Origin of the sequence: Vibrio sp. F13 (genome assembly GCF_020806305.2) — a bacterium.
Classification (GTDB): Bacteria; Pseudomonadota; Gammaproteobacteria; order Enterobacterales; family Vibrionaceae; genus Vibrio; species Vibrio crassostreae_C.
Genome location: NZ_CP170175.1, coordinates 2,733,704 through 2,750,585, shown reverse-complemented (window position 1 = coordinate 2,750,585; position 16,882 = coordinate 2,733,704). Strand labels below are relative to the sequence as shown.

Here is a 16,882-nt window from a genome sequence, read left to right as displayed (position 1 = left end):
CCGCCTCTACATAAGTTTTCACTTCTAATTCTGCGCTCCCAAGACAACAGGCATAAAAAATCCCGCCTTTTATGGCGGGATTCAATTATTTAGCTAAGAAGTCTGTCTTAGATAAACTCCACTTTAGTCACTTCTTTGATAGCAGATAGAACAAATGTTGGTACTGCTGCAATGAAGATTAACGATATTAAGTGATTAAACTCTAGCGCTTCTGTGCTGAATACCAACTGACCGAAGCTTGTGTACACAACGCTTAAAGACAAGATAGCCGATACTGCCACCGCACCAAGTAGGTAGTGGTTAGTGAACGGATTCTTACGATAAATCGTTGTAAACGTACGTGCATCGAACAAGCTCCAAAGTTGAGCAAAGATCAGTGTTAAAAACGCAACGGTTTGTGCGTATTGAGCACTGTAACCACCGTCGAGTGCGTAAGAGAATGTCACAAAGCTTAGACCACCTAATGCGAGACCACGAGTTAGGATACGAGCGCCTAGACCATTAGAGAAGAAGCCTTGGTCACGTTTGCCTGGCTTACGCTCCATGAGATCTTTCTCTTCTGGCTCAACACCGAGTGCGAGTGCTGGTAGACCATCAGAAACGAGGTTAACCCATAAAATCATTAGTGGAGTTAGCGGAAGTACTACATCTGGTCCCATGAGTAGGAATGCAAATAGGATTACCGAAACCTCACCCACGTTCGCTGTAAGTGCTTGGCGGATAAACTTACGTAGGTTATCGAAAATTTGACGACCCTGGCGTACCGCCTTCACGATAGTACTGAAGTTGTCATCCAACAGGATAAGGTCACCTGAGTCTTTCGCAACAGACGTACCTGTAATACCCATCGCAACACCAATGTCTGCACGACGCAGTGCTGGCGCATCGTTCACGCCGTCACCGGTCATAGAGGCAACTTCATTGTTCTCTTGCTGCGCTTTTACGATACGCAGCTTGTGCTCTGGAGTAACACGGGCAAATACTGCAACCTGAGAACAGATAGACAACAGCTTCTCGTCATCCATTTGGTCAAGCTCAGCACCCGTTACCACTAGATCGTCTTCGCTACGGATGATTCCGATTTCACGAGCAATCGCTGCTGCCGTGACTGCGTGGTCACCGGTAATCATTACCGTACGAACACCAGCGCTATAACAGCTATTTACTGCATCGCGTACTTCTGGGCGTGGTGGATCCATGATGCCATAGATACCCAGGATGCTGACGTCTTTTTCAAGCTCAGGGAAATCTAACTCAAGCTCTTCTTCTTTTAATTCACGGAAACCAACGGCAAGTGTACGCAGAGCATCACCACCAAAGGTTTGGATTGCCGCTTCAAAGTTTAAATGAAGCTCTTGAGACGGTGCGGTATCGAGAGCCAAGTTGCCTGAAACTTCACAGCCAACCGTTGGTACGAAACCACCGTCAACCATGAAGCTGGTTGATTTACCAAGAACAACATCTGGCGCACCTTTCAATGCTAGGAAGTGCTTACCTTGTGGGTCACGAACGATAACAGAAGCCATCTTACGACCAGAATCGAACGGGAACTTCTTAACGATTGAGTAGCCACCCGTTGATAGCATTTCATCTTGTTTAAGACCGGCTTTTGCAGCTGCAACAATTAGTGCACCTTCTGTCGGGTTGCCACGAACCGTCCATTTACCATCAGCATTTACATATTCAGCATCGTTACAAAGCGTTGCAACAACAAGACCTTTCATCATTGCAGGGCTGTTTGTCGCTTCGACATTGTGACCTTTGGTAATGAATTCACCCTTAGGATCAAAACCTTTACCTGACACATCCCAGTAACGACCAGACACATCGTACGCTTTCATCACCTGCATTTGGTTTTGTGTTAGCGTACCGGTTTTATCTGAACAGATAACGGTTGTAGAACCAAGCGTTTCGATTGCTGCTAGCTGTTTAGCCAAAGCATTATTCTTAACCATCTTAGTCGAGCCCATCGTTAATACGATAGTAACCACCGTTGGTAAACCTTCAGGAATAGCGGCAACCGATAAAGAGATACCTGTTGTTAGGATTTCTAACCATGGCATACCGTGGTAAACACCGATAGCACAAACAATAGCAACAACCACAAGAGCAACAACCAATAATGCGAGTGCGATGGTGTCCATACGCTCTTGCATTGGTGTTTTCGTCTCTTCCGTTTGGTTCATCATATCAGCGATGTGACCAACTTCAGTTTGCATACCTGTGCTTGTTACCACAGCAAGGCCTGTACCTGTAGTCACGATTGTTGTCATGAAGCCCATGTTCTTCTGATCGCCAAGACCAAGGGTCTCATCTTCAAGGCGTTCAGACTGCTTATTCACTGGCTCAGATTCACCGGTCAGTGCAGCCTCATCTACCGTCAGACGGTTTGACTCAAGAATACGAACATCAGCAGGCAGAATATCGCCAGTATTAATTTTGATGATGTCACCAGGAACGAGGGTTTTAGCTGGAACACTGATCCATTTACCATCGCGCATCACTTCGGCTTCTGGAGCTGCCATTTCTTTTAGCGCTTCCATCCCTTTCTGAGCTTTAAATTCTTGCCAGAACGCGATACCAGTATTGATAAGGATAATCACTGCAATAGCAATAGCATCAATCGCGTGGCCAGTAGACCAAGAAACGATTGCACCAACAGCTAGAATAAAAATCAGTGGGTTTTTATATTGATGAATATACAGTTCCCACGCAGAAGCTGACTCTTGTGCAGTCAGTTCGTTAGTGCCGTGCTTCTCTAAGCGTGCATCCGCTTCAGAAGTTGATAAACCTGTCGTTTGATCTGCGTTCAGTTCGTTTAAAACATCTGAACTTTGTTGTGTAAACCATTTACTCGTCATTTGAGTACTCCACATCAATGCCTCACGCCGAGTCTAATGTAATAAAATAATACTTATTCTTATGTGATAGAAAAATCGCACAAATCAAAAGTGAATATTTAGTCGATTTGGTGCGCTTGAAAAACTATATAGTAAGGATTGTCTATTTAGCAAAGATCGCAAAAGATACACTTGATACACACTTGACAACTACTTTGAAAACACAACCACATCAAACATCAAACAAACAATACAAGCCCAAACTATTGTTTAAAAAAGATAAGCACAAAAAATAGACACCCTTTGCACTTTCGTAAAAACCATTGGTTATCGGCGTATTTTATCGAAAATTCCATAATAACGAAGTAAAACATCGGAATAACCTTTCTATAAACAGGGAGATGTTGGCGTAATCATAAATTGATAAAATGGAAAGTTAGATGCCAATTGTAAAAACGAAAGGAAATCAGCAACAAGATGGAGATATAAGTCACAATTCAACAACCAAGGCCATTCTTGGCCATTACAAAAAAGACCAACACTCAAACTTACTATTTATGCAAAACTGCGAATTAAGCGCTAGTGACTGACAAATTAATAAGGCCGTCGCTCTTTAATTTCTTGTAATACAAATAAGAAAAAAGGCAGAGGGGGAGAGTAAGATAGATGATGAGAATAAGAAAATATGACCAAACTCATCATCTCTTTGGTGTTGCTTATGAGCTTGCTAATATATAGTGCTATAAAAGAAACAACCAATAACAAGCTAGGAGCAAATCATGTCAAACGGTCGTATTTTACACACCATGCTACGCGTGGGTGATCTAGACAAGTCTATCGAGTTCTACACCAATGTAATGGGCATGCAGCTATTACGTAAGAACGAAAATAAAGAGTACGAATACACACTGGCTTTTGTTGGCTTTGGTGACGAATCTCAAGGTGCTGTTATTGAGTTAACTTACAATTGGGGCACAACTGAATACGACCTAGGCTCAGCTTTCGGTCACGTAGCGATCGGTGTTGATGATATCTACACTACGTGTGACGCGATTAAAGCCGCTGGCGGTAACGTGACTCGTGAAGCCGGCCCTGTAAAAGGCGGTTCTACTCACATTGCATTCGTAAAAGACCCTGACGGCTACATGATTGAGCTGATTCAGAACAAACAAGCAAGCGCAGGTCTAGAAGGTTAATTCCTTAACCTCTTTGAGAAGTTGGGTTTGAACGCCTGAAGAAATGAAAAACGAAGCGAGCACTATGCTCGCTTCTTTTTTATCACTCTCACCATAATCGATATTCTTTACCAATTATTCTTAACAATCTCATTGATGAAACTTTACATGATAATGATTATCATTTAAATTAACCACCTATTGATTAGTGAGGTAATACAATGATTAGCGAATGGGAAAAACACACGTTACTTGCCGATACTGCATTGCAGCTCGACGATCCTGTACGAAGTATTCTTCATTATCAGCAGGCTTTGAACTTAAGTGAAGAAATTACAGAACGCACCGATATTCAAGCCGATGAACGCTTACTGATCTCGGTGATTTCTTGCCACAATCTTGCTCAATTCTGGCGTTGGGCTGGCGACACTGAATACGAGCTCAAGTATCTTCAACTGGCTTCCGAAAAGGTACTCACACTGATCCCTCAGTGCCCTAATACTCAATGTTCAAGCTTTATCGATTCTATTGGTTGCTGTAAGAAAGCGCTGATCGATTTCATGAAACGCCACCCAAACCCTAAAATTGCCTCTATGGTGGAAAAGATCGATACCGCGACCAACTGTGAAATGATCGCCCGCTTCCGCTTGAATTAAACAAGTTCCGTTAAAACAACGACTCCAAATTTAAAACATAAAAAAGCCCGTCATCAAGACGGGCTTTGTCATTTCAAAACAAGCTGTTGTTTAGCTTAAACCTGTGTGCGACCTAAAGAGATCACAACACGTCGGTTCTTATCTTTACCAATTGGCGAGTTATTGTCCGCAATCGGACGACGCTTGCCATAGCCTTGCACTTGGATACGATCTTCTGGCAGGCCTAGAGATTTGAAGTACTCTCTTAACGATTCTGCTCTGCGCTCTGAAAGGTTTTGGCTAATCCCTTTGCTGTCGACAGAGTCGGTGTACGTTGCCACCAGCACAAGGTCGATGTCTTGGTTATAGCGAACGTAATCGGCAATCTGGCTCAGCCTTTTGCGCGACGACTTGTTCAGCTGGTCGCTGTTGCGGTCGTAATGCAAAATAGTGAAAGAGATATCTTCAAAGCTGTAAGGCAGCAGGTTAGCAACACAGTCACTGAACACATTGTATTTTTCTTGGAACAACACCGACGACAACGACACTTCGATACGTTGATCTCGGCTCTGCCACTCTTGGTAGCTGAATGTCGGATAACGCCCTTTCTCCAACTCACTCAAGATGCCCCAAGCTGTTTGACCGCCGACATAGCCGTCAAATTGCTGGAAGAACTTAATGGTTGTCATACGATCAGCACTTTCACCCGGACGCCAAGGTGGCGGCATAGAGATCAAGCTTACATTGCGCGTCGCACCCATTGGACGGCGCATTTTAAGCTCAAAGTCCAAAATGATTTTTTTACTCGCGCGAGATGAGAACTCAGCATCACCAAAGTTTGGAATTGGGTGGACCAAGCGACATTCAAGTGGCGTGTTGGCTACCATCTCCCATGTCGACTGTTGAGGAGATGCTCCGTAACGCTTTTCTTGTGCCATGACCGATGACGACACAAGTAGCGAAAATAGCATTGAACCTGTTATGAGTTGTTTCTTCATAAAGTGGAGTATCTCTTAAGCAATTCGTTTAACAATGCAGCCAATTGCCGCATTTTTCTCTCACGTTTAAATATGCAATTATCAAGCCGCAATGGGTTAGGTAATTTAAGATTTATTGCCCTTCCCTAGTTTTTATCACTGCTATTATCTGCAATAATGCAGCCTTAATCACACTTATTTGGGCTAACATGACTGTAGAAAACGAAGCTCTGACCCTAAAAAAACGCTTTCGCGGCTATTTTCCAGTGGTCATCGACGTGGAAACCGCAGGGTTTAACGCTGAAACCGATGCATTATTAGAAATCTGTGCCATTACATTAAAAATGGATGAGAACGGAGATCTGCACCCTGCATCAACGCTTCATTTTCACATTGAGCCTTTTGAAGGCGCAAATATAGAGCAGGCAGCATTAGACTTTAACGGAATTAAAGACCCATTTAGCCCATTACGTGGTGCTGTGTCGGAACAAGAAGCCCTTAAAGAAATCTACAAGCTAGTGAGAAAAGAACAAAAAGCTTCAGATTGCAGTCGTGCAATCATGGTTGCTCACAACGCTACATTCGATTTGAACTTCGTTAATGCGGCAAGTGAGCGCTGTAAGCTTAAACGCGTCCCTTTCCATCCATTTGCTACTTTTGACACTGCAGCTCTTAGTGGTCTTGCCTACGGTCAAACCGTTTTGGCTAAAGCTTGCCGCACTGCAGGGATGGAATTTGACAACAAAGAAGCACACTCTGCTTTGTATGATACGCAAAAAACCACAGAGTTATTTTGCGGCATTGTAAACAAATGGAAAGCCCTTGGTGGTTGGCCTCTTGTTGACGAAGAATAAAAAATAGAGTCGGTAAACGTTTTTCGTATTGCCTTCATAAAAAACACAACATCCCGAGAATAATATGAATCCTGTTGTAATTTCAGTTTGCATCATGCTTGTTTTAGCTTTGATGCGCGTAAACGTAGTCGTTGCTCTGACGTTCAGTGCAATTATCGGTGGCGTAGCCTCTGGTATGAGCTTGAACGACGCAGTCGCGGCTTTCGAAAGTGGGTTAGGCGGCGGTGCAACGATTGCACTTAGCTACGCTATGCTTGGTACATTCGCTGTTGCTATCTCACGTTCTGGTATCACAGATCTCCTTGCTCAAAGTGTTATCAAACGCATTCACGGCAAAGAGAACAGTGCAGCATCGACTGGTCTTAAATACGGCATGCTTGCGTCGTTGATCTTAGTGACCATGTCTTCGCAAAACGTGATTCCAGTACATATCGCCTTCATCCCAATCTTAATCCCACCTCTACTAGGCGTATTCGCAAAAATGAACCTAGACCGTCGTCTAGTTGCGTGTGTGCTGACTTTTGGTCTGATTACACCTTACATGGTGTTACCGATTGGTTTTGGTGGCATCTTCCTAAACAACATCCTGCTTAAAAACCTTCACGACAATGGTCTTGAAAACGTTGTAGCAAGCCAAGTACCTATGGCAATGTTGTTACCAGCAGCAGGCATGATCTTCGGTCTCCTTACTGCAGTATTCTTTACTTACCGTAAGCCTCGCCAATACAAAGAAACCTCTCACACTGTTGTTTCAACAGAAGTGAAAGAGATCAACAAGAAGCACATCCTAGTAGCAGCAGCTGGTATCGTAGCAGCGCTAACAGTTCAACTATCGACTGGCTCTATGATCATCGGTGCTCTAGCGGGTTTCATGGTATTTACCTTCGGTGGCGTTATTGCTTGGAAAGAGACACAAGATGTCTTCACCAAGGGCGTTCACATGATGGCAATGATCGGTTTCATCATGATTGCAGCAGCAGGTTTCGCGGCAGTTATGAAGCAAACAGGTGGCGTTGAATCTCTGGTTGAAGCACTTTCAACAAGCATCGGCGACAACAAGCCTCTAGCAGCACTACTTATGCTAATTGTTGGTCTATTGGTTACTATGGGCATTGGTTCTTCGTTCTCTACGATTCCAATCCTTGCAACTATCTACGTTCCACTAGCAGCAGCATTTGGCTTCTCGCCAATGGCAACAATCGCTCTAGTAGGTACAGCTGCTGCACTTGGTGATGCGGGCTCTCCGGCTTCTGACTCAACATTAGGTCCAACGTCTGGTCTAAATGCTGATGGTCAACACGAGCACGTATGGGAAACCGTAGTACCGACGTTCCTGCACTACAACATCCCACTGATCGTATTCGGTTGGATTGCAGCCATGGTTCTGTAATTAGGTTCTGTAGTTAAACAGTCCTACGCTCACTTTTATAAAGACCGCCTCGTGCGGTCTTTTTTGTCTCTGAGATTCATTCTACTCTTCCTTCCGCTCACTCTCATTGAACTAGCGACACCAAACAAAAAAGGCTTACTCTGATGAGTAAGCCTTAGAAATCATTGCGAATACAGATGACTCTCGCTGAATTACGCAGCGGGAGCATTACTCACTAAAATTTCGCGAATAGACTTAAGCGTCGCTTCCGTTGAATGATAATCCAATTCAACTTCACTAAAGATGCCGTTCACTTCAAGCATTAAGGTCGGGTAAGAAAATACACCCATCGCTTCTTTAAAGCCTAGCTGGTCATCTAACTCACTTTCCAATAACTTGCTAGAAAGGTCATTTTCAAACTGTTGAACATTCATACCTAGCTCTTCAGCCAACTGCAAATGTGTGTCTTGGCTATGTGGCAAGATCGCACGAAGGTAGTAAGCATGTTGAATCGCTTCAAGCATCGCTTCGTAGTGGTCTTGAAAACCTGCAGCAATCACGGCACGGCACGCAGGGTAAGTACTGCGAACAGGTTGGCACTTTGTCCAAAAATCATGGTTAAACTCAGTACCCAACTTAGCTTCGATCTGCTTCCAAATCGCTTGCAGCTTGCCTTTCATCTCTTCTGACATTGGCTCATCAGAATCCGGGGCCAAACCACCCACTACATAGTTAAACTCAATGCTCGCAGGCAATTGTTGTTTCAATAACTCAAGTGTTGGCTTGTAACCCCAACACCAGCTGCACATTGGATCATGCACATAATGAAGTTTTACGTTCATTGTTCATTCCTTATCGAGTCAATGATTCGATCAATTCAAACAAAAAAGGAGCCTGATTAAGGCCCCTCATTTTAACTATTCAGCGCAAAGGCTAGAACTTATTCAGCGTCATCGCCAGCAACTTTAGCCGCTGCTTCTTTGATGATTGGCTGAAGTTCGCCTTTTTGGAACATCTCAAGAATGATGTCACAACCACCGATTAGCTCACCTTCAACCCAAAGTTGTGGGAAAGTTGGCCACTGTGCGTAAGCAGGAAGCTCTGCACGGATATCAGGGTTTTGTAGGATATCTACGTAAGCAAATTTTTCGCCACATGCCATTAGAGCTTGAGACGCTTGAGAAGAGAAACCACAGCTAGGTAGCTTAGGAGAACCTTTCATGTACAGTAGAATAGTGTTTTCTTCAATTTGCTGTTTGATTTTATCGATAGTTTCCATTGCTTCCTCGTTAATGGATTACGGCTTTTATTGCCTTTATTCTACCCCAAACTAAAAGAATAAAAACCATATAAAAAAAGCGGTTAACAAGCTAAGCTAACAATTCACACAAAAGTAATGAAATAAGCTTTTAATAAAGTAAAAACTTGCTAAACTATATCGCAAGTCAGCAAATTGACCATGGTTGGCAGTATAGCGAGCCATGAATAATAATATCACTGGAAGCAATCGAAAGAGTTAACTCTTTCATATCAATGGAGAATTGAGCAATGGCATTTGAACTACCGGCTCTTCCTTACGCGAAAGACGCGCTAGAACCACACATCTCAGCAGAAACGCTAGATTTCCACCACGGTAAGCACCACAACACTTACGTTGTTAAGCTAAACGGCCTTATCCCAGGTACTGAGTTTGAAGGCAAAACACTAGAAGAGATCGTTAAGACTTCTACTGGTGGTGTTTTCAATAACGCTGCTCAAATCTGGAACCACACGTTCTACTGGCACTGTCTTGCTCCTAAAGCGGGCGGCGAACCAACTGGCGCTGTTGCAGAAGCTATCAACGCTGCATTCGGTTCTTTCGAAGAATTCAAAGCGAAATTCACTGATTCAGCAATCAACAACTTCGGTTCTTCTTGGACTTGGTTAGTTAAGAAAGCTGACGGTTCTCTAGACATCGTTAACACTTCTAACGCTGCTACTCCTCTAACAGAAGAAGGTGTTACTCCACTTCTAACTGTTGACCTATGGGAACACGCTTACTACATCGATTTCCGCAATGTTCGCCCTGACTACATGGCTGCATTCTGGAACCTAGTAAACTGGTCTTTCGTAGAAGAGAACCTAGCTAAGTAATTATTGCTTACGCTGCGCTATTTATAGCGAGTTATCTATTGAAAGCTCATGCCTCGGCGTGAGCTTTTTTGTATCTGTCGTGTTCCACAAAATCTAAACATTTCGTAATAAACCCGCCAATAGCGCTTACTTCTCGAACTATTGATAGCCTTCTTCCCAACCCTACATAAATTCTCTATTTGCCTGTAATTAAACACTAAAGTTTGCCGACTCCATGCCGTTAAAGGTGTATCCAATGAGAGGCGACATGCAAATACATACTTTAGACAAAGCAGGAATCATCAACGAACTGAAGTTCGGCATCGGGATCAGCCAAGCGGTTGAGCAAGGTCGCCGTGCAGATTTCGCGTTGCTGTTATCTATGTTTTCTAATGATGTCCGTGATTGCACGCCAATTGACACCATTGAAATCACAGAGACAAATGAAGATCGCCTGCGCAAACAATTTGGCGTAGCAGAACCTCAACAACTGCGTTCAAACCAGTCTTCATATGAGATTTCAGCTCAGCAATCTAATCATTTTCATCAAGCTAGCCTTGCCAGCGCCAAACTCAGCCATTACTTGAAACCTGAAGCGCTTGCCTTCATGCCTGAAGATACAGCCGACTTACCCGAAGAGGTTTACCAAAACCTTTCTGGTCATGACCGACGCAAACTCGCAAACAAGCATTTACCTGATTTGCCACATGCCACGCTCTACAATGAGCTAACCACCGCGCAACGTCAGTATCAAATTCAAGCTCAAGTATAGCGGTCACCTACCTTTCCCTTTTTCGCTGTCTATCCATAGCTCTTCTTCGACTAACTCGCACACTTCAAAGTATTCACACGAATGATATGAACCACTAGCCTTAGGCAACCTAAAAACACCTGATGTCGGTTACCGCTTGAAGTTACTACAAAATGTGACGTGCCACTAAGTTCATAAAAACTTATTAATTGGCACACCTTAGTTTGAACCAATTCACACCCGTTGTATAAATTTTAACCCATCCTTATCCGACATGGACGATTTGTTTAGGTACTGGGATGGAAATAAAAAGCTCAATCATATTGGTGACATCTGCCGGCTCGCGACTGGGGGGGGCAATTGCGAACCACTTTGTTAACCTTGGAGCCACCGTCATCCTTTGTGATAAAGACACGGAAGCACTTAAAGCGACGTATCTACAGTGTGCCCGGTTTTCTGACTCTGTTTACCACTACACGCTCAAAGGCAATGACAGCCAAGCGATTCTCAGTGTATATGATTTTATTCAAACCACCTTCAACACGACACCCGATGTGCTGGTCAATAACTGGATAAGCTCCCCAATGCCTAGCCTAATTGGCGATCAGCCTGTGAGCAGCTTTATTAATGATCTCTCATCGATGGCATCGACCCTGTTCGCATTTGGGCAAATCAGTGCTGAGAGATTGCGAGAGGAAGATAAGGAAGGCGTGATTGTGAATGTGATATCTCATGATGACTTTTACGATGTGTCTGGCTTAGAGAGCGCAAACTCAATGATCACTGGCTTTACCCATAGTTGGGCGAAAGAGCTGACTCCCTTTGGCATTCGAGTCGGTGGCGTTGTTCCCGCCGTTCATAACTCCGATGGCAAGCTCAACCGATGTCACTGGGCGCAGCTGCAAGACGAGCTGACCAGAACAACCGAATACATTGTCTCGAATGACTACTTCAGTGGGCGAGTTGTCGCGGCAGAGGTTTAACTCCCTATTCCAATTGAACATGACTGGCTCAGCTCATATTAAGTAGCAGAGCTATTGCCTCTCAATCCGTTTTACAAACGAACCAAACATAAAAAAAGCCCCAGTCTCTCGACTGGGGCTTTCATCTTTTCCCGATAGATAAGTATCGTGCTAGCGAAAACTTATCTCAAAACTAATGCTTACTTATTATGCGTTAGCTTTTTCTTTTTTAGCTTTTGGCGCTTTCGCTTCAGCTGGCTTTTGGTCTGCTTTCTTAAGGATAACTGTAGTACCTTCGAAAGTTTCGCCTTCAACGTATGGTTGGCCGAAGTAAGAAGTTGTTAGAACTTCTTTTAGCTCAGTGATTAGAGGGTAACGTGGGTTAGCACCTGTACACTGGTCATCGAACGCTTCAACAGCTAGCTCGTCTAGTTTAGCGATGAAGTCAGACTCGTTAACACCCGCAGCTTGGATAGATAGTGGGATGTCTAGGTCAACTTTAAGCTCTTCTAACCAAGTCAGTAGACGTTCAATCTTCTGAGCTGTACGGTCACCAGCTTGGCTTAGGCCTAGGTGGTCAGCAACTTCAGCGTAACGACGACGTGCTTGTGGACGGTCGTACTGAGAGAATGCAGTCTGCTTAGTTGGGTTATCGTTCGCGTTGTAACGTACAACGTTTGAGATAAGTAGTGCGTTAGCAAGACCGTGTGGTAGGTGGAACTCAGCACCAATTTTGTGAGCCATTGAGTGACACACACCTAGGAATGCGTTCGCAAATGCTACACCAGCGATAGTTGCTGCGTTGTGTACTTTCTCACGAGCTATTGGGTCAGCCGCACCATTTTTGTAGCTTGATGGTAGGTATTCTTTAAGCATCTTAAGAGCTTGAAGAGCTTGACCGTCTGAGTACTCGTTCGCTAGAACAGATACGTAAGCTTCAAGAGCGTGAGTTACTGCATCGTAACCACCGAACGCTGTTAGAGACTTAGGCATGTTCATTACTAGGTTCGCATCAACGATAGCCATGTTTGGCGTGATTTCGTAATCAGCTAGTGGGTATTTAGCACCAGTCTTGTCGTCAGTAACAACAGCGAATGGAGTAACCTCTGAACCTGTACCTGAAGTTGTAGTGATACATACAAGCTCAGCTTTTTGACCCATTTTAGGGAACTTGTAGATACGTTTACGGATGTCCATAAAGCGCATTGCTAGTTCTTCGAAGTGAGTTTCTGGGTGCTCGTACATAACCCACATGATCTTAGCAGCATCCATTGGAGAACCGCCACCTAGAGCAAGGATTACGTCAGGTTGGAAGCTCTTCATTGCTTCAGCGCCTTTCTCAACAACAGATAGCGTTGGATCCGCTTCTACGTCGAAGAAAGTTTGAACTTCGATGCCTTGTGCTTTAAGCAAGCTAACTACGTCATCTGCGTAACCGTTGTTGAATAGGAAACGGTCAGTTACTAGGAATGCGCGTTTCTTACCTTCTAGGTCGCTCATTGCGATTGGAAGGCTACCACGACGGAAGTAGATAGACTTAGGTAGTTTGTGCCACAACATGTTTTCAGCTCGCTTCGCTACAGTTTTCTTGTTGATAAGGTGCTTAGGACCTACGTTCTCAGAGATAGAGTTACCACCCCATGAACCACAACCTAGAGTTAGAGAAGGTGCAACGTTGAAGTTGTACAGGTCACCGATACCACCGTGAGTAGTCGGGATGTTGATTAGGATACGAGCAGTCTTCATCTTATCACCGAAGTAACGGATGCGGTCTGCGTTAGTATCTTGGTTAGTGTAAAGACCAGATGTGTGACCGATACCACCGATTTCAACCATAGTTACCGCTTGAGCAACTGCGTCTTCGAAGTCATCTGCGCGGAATAGACCTAGAGTTGGAGATAGTTTCTCGTGAGCGAATTCGTCATCGTAAGAAACTTTACCAAGACCTTCACCTACAAGTACTTTTGTATCAGCAGGAACTTTAACACCAGCCATTTCAGCGATTGCTGGAGCAGGTTGACCTACGATTTTAGCGTTTAGGTTGCCGTCGATAAGCAGAACTTTACGTACTTTATCAGCGTCAGCTTTAGATAGAACGTGAGCTTTGTGAGAAGCGAAACGCTCTTTAACTTCGTCATATACTTCGCTAACTACGATTGCAGCTTGCTCAGAAGCACATACTACGCCGTTATCGAAAGTCTTAGACATAAGGATAGATGCTACAGCACGTTTGATGTCAGCTGTTTCATCGATAACGACAGGAACGTTACCAGCACCAACACCGATAGCAGGCTTACCAGAAGAGTATGCTGCTTTAACCATGCCTGGACCACCAGTAGCAAGGATAAGTGCGATACCGTCGTGCTTCATAAGCGCGTTAGAAAGCTCTACAGATGGTTGGTCAATCCAACCGATGATGTCTCGTGGAGCACCCGCTGCAACAGCTGCGTCTAGAACTAGTTTCGCTGCGTCGTTAGTTGAGTTCTTTGCACGTGGGTGTGGCGAGAAGATGATGCCGTTACGTGTCTTAAGAGAAATTAGAGATTTGAAGATTGCTGTAGAAGTTGGGTTCGTTGTTGGAACGATACCACAGATGATACCTACAGGCTCAGCGATAGTCATTGTGCCTAGGTTGTCATCTTCTTCTAAGATGCCACATGTTTTTTCGTCTTTGTATTTGTTGTAGATAAATTCAGATGCAAAGTGGTTTTTGATAACCTTATCTTCAACAATACCCATTCCAGATTCAGCAACTGCTTGTTGAGCAAGTGGAATACGAGCGTGGTTAGCAGCAAGAGAAGCTGCGCGGAAGATTGCATCTACTTTCTCTTGAGAGAATGTTGCAAACTCTTCTTGTGCTGCTTTAACGCGAGCTACTAGAGCATCAAGTTCCGCTAAGTTAGTTACAGGCATGGTGGATCTCCTAAAATAATAAATATTAAAAACTTTTTATTAAACTCGCTGCTTGCCGTTAACCTTAAACACCAACGTTCTTAGTAAATTGCTTTCAGGGCTGAGTATATTATTTCACTGTGTGAAAAAAATTGACCCAGATCAGTTACCCAAAAAGAATTAACCAGAAAGTAGTAAGGCAATCGCAAAAATGAACTTAAGAGCATGATTTATATAGATTAAACTCACACTTTTCGTTCGCGAAAAAAACAAGCAAACAGACAACTTTTTTCTACATAGCGTAATAAACTGTAAAAAAGTTTCATTTTTAGTCCGTTAAATTACATGTATACAGCTATATTCGTGCTACTGAGAGTATATCCATACCGTTGTACGGGCTAGATTCTGACATAATTTTTATTAATTTCGTGCGTCGGTTAACAGTTACTCAATAACAAATTACAAAATTAAACACTACCAACTAGCTTGCAACAGGCTTAAAACAAAAGTGAGATTCAATTAGTTTTTCTAAAAAGAATCACCCATTTCAAGTTAGTTTTTTTCATTCGCGTAAATCGAGTTTGTCCCTTACATTACGCGCCTAAACTATTCACAGATCAACCCTTCAACCTTAAGTACGCTAACTGGAGATCGCTCTCATGCAAGGCTTAGAACTCGCAATTTTTATGCAATTCTTCCTTGGGCTTGTTGCTGCCGTAAACCCAATCGGCATCATGCCTGTTTTTGTTTCTCTTACTGCTCATATGCCGCCAGAAGAGAGGAACAGGACAGCCTTACAAGCAAACATTGCTGTTGCCGTGATCCTCATTGTCTCTCTTGTTGCGGGGCAAATGCTGCTTGATATGTTTAGTATCTCGCTGGACTCATTCCGTGTTGCAGGTGGTTTACTATTACTGAGCATCGCATTTTCGATGATGAGCGGTAAGCTCGGTGAAGATAAGCAGAACAAACAAGAGAAGTCTGAATACATCAGCAAAGAGCAGATCGGCGTTGTTCCACTTGCTATGCCGCTAATGGCAGGCCCAGGTGCAATCAGCTCGACCATTGTTTATGGTTCTCGCTACCCTGCTGCTATTGATACGGTCGGCATCGGCATTAGCATCATCGCATTCGCAACGTGCTCTTGGCTTTTGTTCCGTTCAGCGCCGGTTATCGTTCGCTTTTTAGGTCAAACGGGTATCAACGTGATCACTCGTATCATGGGTCTGATTCTTGGCGCATTGGGCATCGAGTTCATCGCCAATGGCCTACGTAATCTGTTCCCAGGCTTGGCATAACGTTTAACAACATTTCGGTTGCTCTATAAAGGGCAACAATATTGAAATATAGATGAGGCGAGTAAAGCAATTGGGCTTTCACTCGCCTCGTTATTATGAAGCTTGTATAATGACTGTTAATGCATTTAACAGAAGACGAACCTCTCCTTATGTCACGCAAGCCACTCAAGCATCATTTGTACGTCATTATCTTTGGTACTCACACGCCAGCCGGACGTGCATTTGATATAACTCTGATCGTTGCAATCTTGGCTTCGCTGTTGGTTCTGATCTTAGAATCCATCCCTAATGTGATGACCGAATGGTCACAACAGCTGCGTTATATCGAATACACCTTCACTGCACTCTTCACTCTTGAGTATTTGTTAAGGCTCTATTGCTCCCCAAAGCCAAAATCTTACGCCACCAGTTTTTATGGTGTCGTTGACCTATTGGCGATTCTTCCGACCTACCTAGCAATCATCTTCCCAGGCGCTTCATTTATGGGTGTGGTGAGACTGCTGCGTGTGATGCGTATCTTCCGAATTCTAAAGCTGGTTCGCTACCTGCAAGATTCCAATATTCTGTTGCGCTCACTATTAATGGCACGACGAAAGATACTGATCTTCTTTAGCACCGTCGGCATCTTGGTGGTTATCTTTGGCGCCTTGATCTTTGTTATTGAAGGTCCTGACAATGGCTTCACCAGTATTCCTCACAGTATCTATTGGGCCATCGTGACTATCACTACGGTAGGTTATGGTGACATGGTGCCGCAGACCGCGCTTGGTAAAGCCATAGCATCACTGACCATGCTATTGGGTTACTCTATCCTAGCCGTCCCAACGGGTATCATTACCGCAGAACTCAGTAATGAAATGAACTCACACAAAGAGTTGGTTAAATGCCCGAACTGCAACCGAGCAGGCCATGATTCGGATGCCATGTATTGCAAACACTGTGCGAGTGAATTGGCAGACCCAGACAAGCGTGTCGTCACCGACGAAACAGAATAAAAACAAAAAAAGAGCTCCTAAG

The 16,882-nt window shown here is 43.9% G+C and carries 14 protein-coding genes; 9 read left to right on the top strand and 5 right to left on the bottom strand.

Annotation, left to right across the window (positions count from 1 at the left end; genetic code table 11):
- Positions 1–107: 107 nt before the first annotated feature.
- Positions 108–2,861, bottom strand: coding sequence for a cation-translocating P-type ATPase (locus LMH68_RS12770; RefSeq protein ID WP_102321073.1), 2,754 nt, complete (start codon positions 2,859–2,861; stop codon positions 108–110).
- Between the two features lie 758 nt (positions 2,862–3,619).
- Here LMH68_RS12770 and gloA point away from each other — a divergent pair.
- Together gloA and LMH68_RS12760 are read left to right on the top strand one after the other, a co-directional pair.
- A complete protein-coding gene (gene gloA, locus LMH68_RS12765) occupies positions 3,620–4,036 on the top strand; it encodes a lactoylglutathione lyase (protein WP_004734046.1) in 417 nt (138 codons plus the stop codon).
- Positions 4,037–4,236: 200 nt separating this feature from the next.
- Positions 4,237–4,671 (top strand): DUF2753 domain-containing protein, encoded by a 435-nt coding sequence (locus LMH68_RS12760; protein WP_004734047.1) that lies wholly within the window; start codon positions 4,237–4,239, stop codon positions 4,669–4,671.
- A gap of 95 nt (positions 4,672–4,766) precedes the next feature.
- Here LMH68_RS12760 and motY read toward each other — a convergent pair whose 3' ends face one another.
- Positions 4,767–5,648 (bottom strand): flagellar protein MotY, encoded by an 882-nt coding sequence (gene motY / locus LMH68_RS12755; protein WP_017063457.1) that lies wholly within the window; start codon positions 5,646–5,648, stop codon positions 4,767–4,769.
- A 188-nt stretch (positions 5,649–5,836) separates the two neighbouring features.
- On the opposite strand from motY, the gene rnt reads away from it, so the two are divergent.
- Both rnt and LMH68_RS12745 read left to right on the top strand, forming a co-directional pair.
- Positions 5,837–6,481 carry a ribonuclease T gene (gene rnt / locus LMH68_RS12750; protein ID WP_017061178.1) on the top strand — a complete coding sequence of 215 codons (645 nt, stop codon included), beginning with the start codon at positions 5,837–5,839 and terminating at the stop codon, positions 6,479–6,481.
- 64 nt (positions 6,482–6,545) lie between these two features.
- Positions 6,546–7,871, top strand: a complete 1,326-nt coding sequence (locus LMH68_RS12745; RefSeq protein ID WP_029235135.1) for a Na+/H+ antiporter family protein — start codon at positions 6,546–6,548, stop codon at positions 7,869–7,871.
- Positions 7,872–8,062: 191 nt separating this feature from the next.
- On the opposite strand, the gene LMH68_RS12740 is transcribed toward LMH68_RS12745, so the two are convergent.
- Together LMH68_RS12740 and LMH68_RS12735 are read right to left on the bottom strand one after the other, a co-directional pair.
- The gene (locus tag LMH68_RS12740; RefSeq protein WP_102427881.1) at positions 8,063–8,692 is read right to left on the bottom strand and encodes a DsbA family protein; all 630 of its coding nucleotides are present in this window, start codon (positions 8,690–8,692) and stop codon (positions 8,063–8,065) included.
- Between the two features lie 98 nt (positions 8,693–8,790).
- Positions 8,791–9,129, bottom strand: coding sequence for a Grx4 family monothiol glutaredoxin (locus LMH68_RS12735; protein ID WP_004741702.1), 339 nt, complete (start codon positions 9,127–9,129; stop codon positions 8,791–8,793).
- Between the two features lie 269 nt (positions 9,130–9,398).
- Between LMH68_RS12735 and sodB the strand changes: the two genes are divergently transcribed.
- The 3 genes from sodB to LMH68_RS12720 all read left to right on the top strand — a co-directional run bounded on the left by sodB (position 9,399) and on the right by LMH68_RS12720 (position 11,696).
- The gene (sodB, locus tag LMH68_RS12730; RefSeq protein ID WP_004734050.1) at positions 9,399–9,983 is read left to right on the top strand and encodes a superoxide dismutase [Fe]; all 585 of its coding nucleotides are present in this window, start codon (positions 9,399–9,401) and stop codon (positions 9,981–9,983) included.
- Positions 9,984–10,230: 247 nt separating this feature from the next.
- Positions 10,231–10,734 carry a VC2046/SO_2500 family protein gene (locus LMH68_RS12725; protein ID WP_261881426.1) on the top strand — a complete coding sequence of 168 codons (504 nt, stop codon included), beginning with the start codon at positions 10,231–10,233 and terminating at the stop codon, positions 10,732–10,734.
- Positions 10,735–11,012: 278 nt separating this feature from the next.
- On the top strand, positions 11,013–11,696 hold the full coding sequence (locus tag LMH68_RS12720; protein ID WP_229647111.1) for an SDR family oxidoreductase: 684 nt from the start codon (positions 11,013–11,015) through the stop codon (positions 11,694–11,696).
- A 186-nt stretch (positions 11,697–11,882) separates the two neighbouring features.
- Here the strand turns inward: LMH68_RS12720 and adhE are convergent, their stop codons facing one another.
- Complete coding sequence (adhE, locus tag LMH68_RS12715; protein ID WP_017061183.1) at positions 11,883–14,588, bottom strand: bifunctional acetaldehyde-CoA/alcohol dehydrogenase; 2,706 nt, start codon at positions 14,586–14,588, stop codon at positions 11,883–11,885.
- Between the two features lie 638 nt (positions 14,589–15,226).
- Here adhE and LMH68_RS12710 point away from each other — a divergent pair.
- The gene (locus LMH68_RS12710; protein WP_004734056.1) at positions 15,227–15,865 is read left to right on the top strand and encodes a YchE family NAAT transporter; all 639 of its coding nucleotides are present in this window, start codon (positions 15,227–15,229) and stop codon (positions 15,863–15,865) included.
- A 149-nt stretch (positions 15,866–16,014) separates the two neighbouring features.
- Positions 16,015–16,860: an ion transporter gene (locus LMH68_RS12705; RefSeq protein WP_050651638.1), complete on the top strand. Its 846-nt coding sequence runs from the start codon at positions 16,015–16,017 to the stop codon at positions 16,858–16,860.
- Positions 16,861–16,882 lie beyond the last annotated feature (22 nt).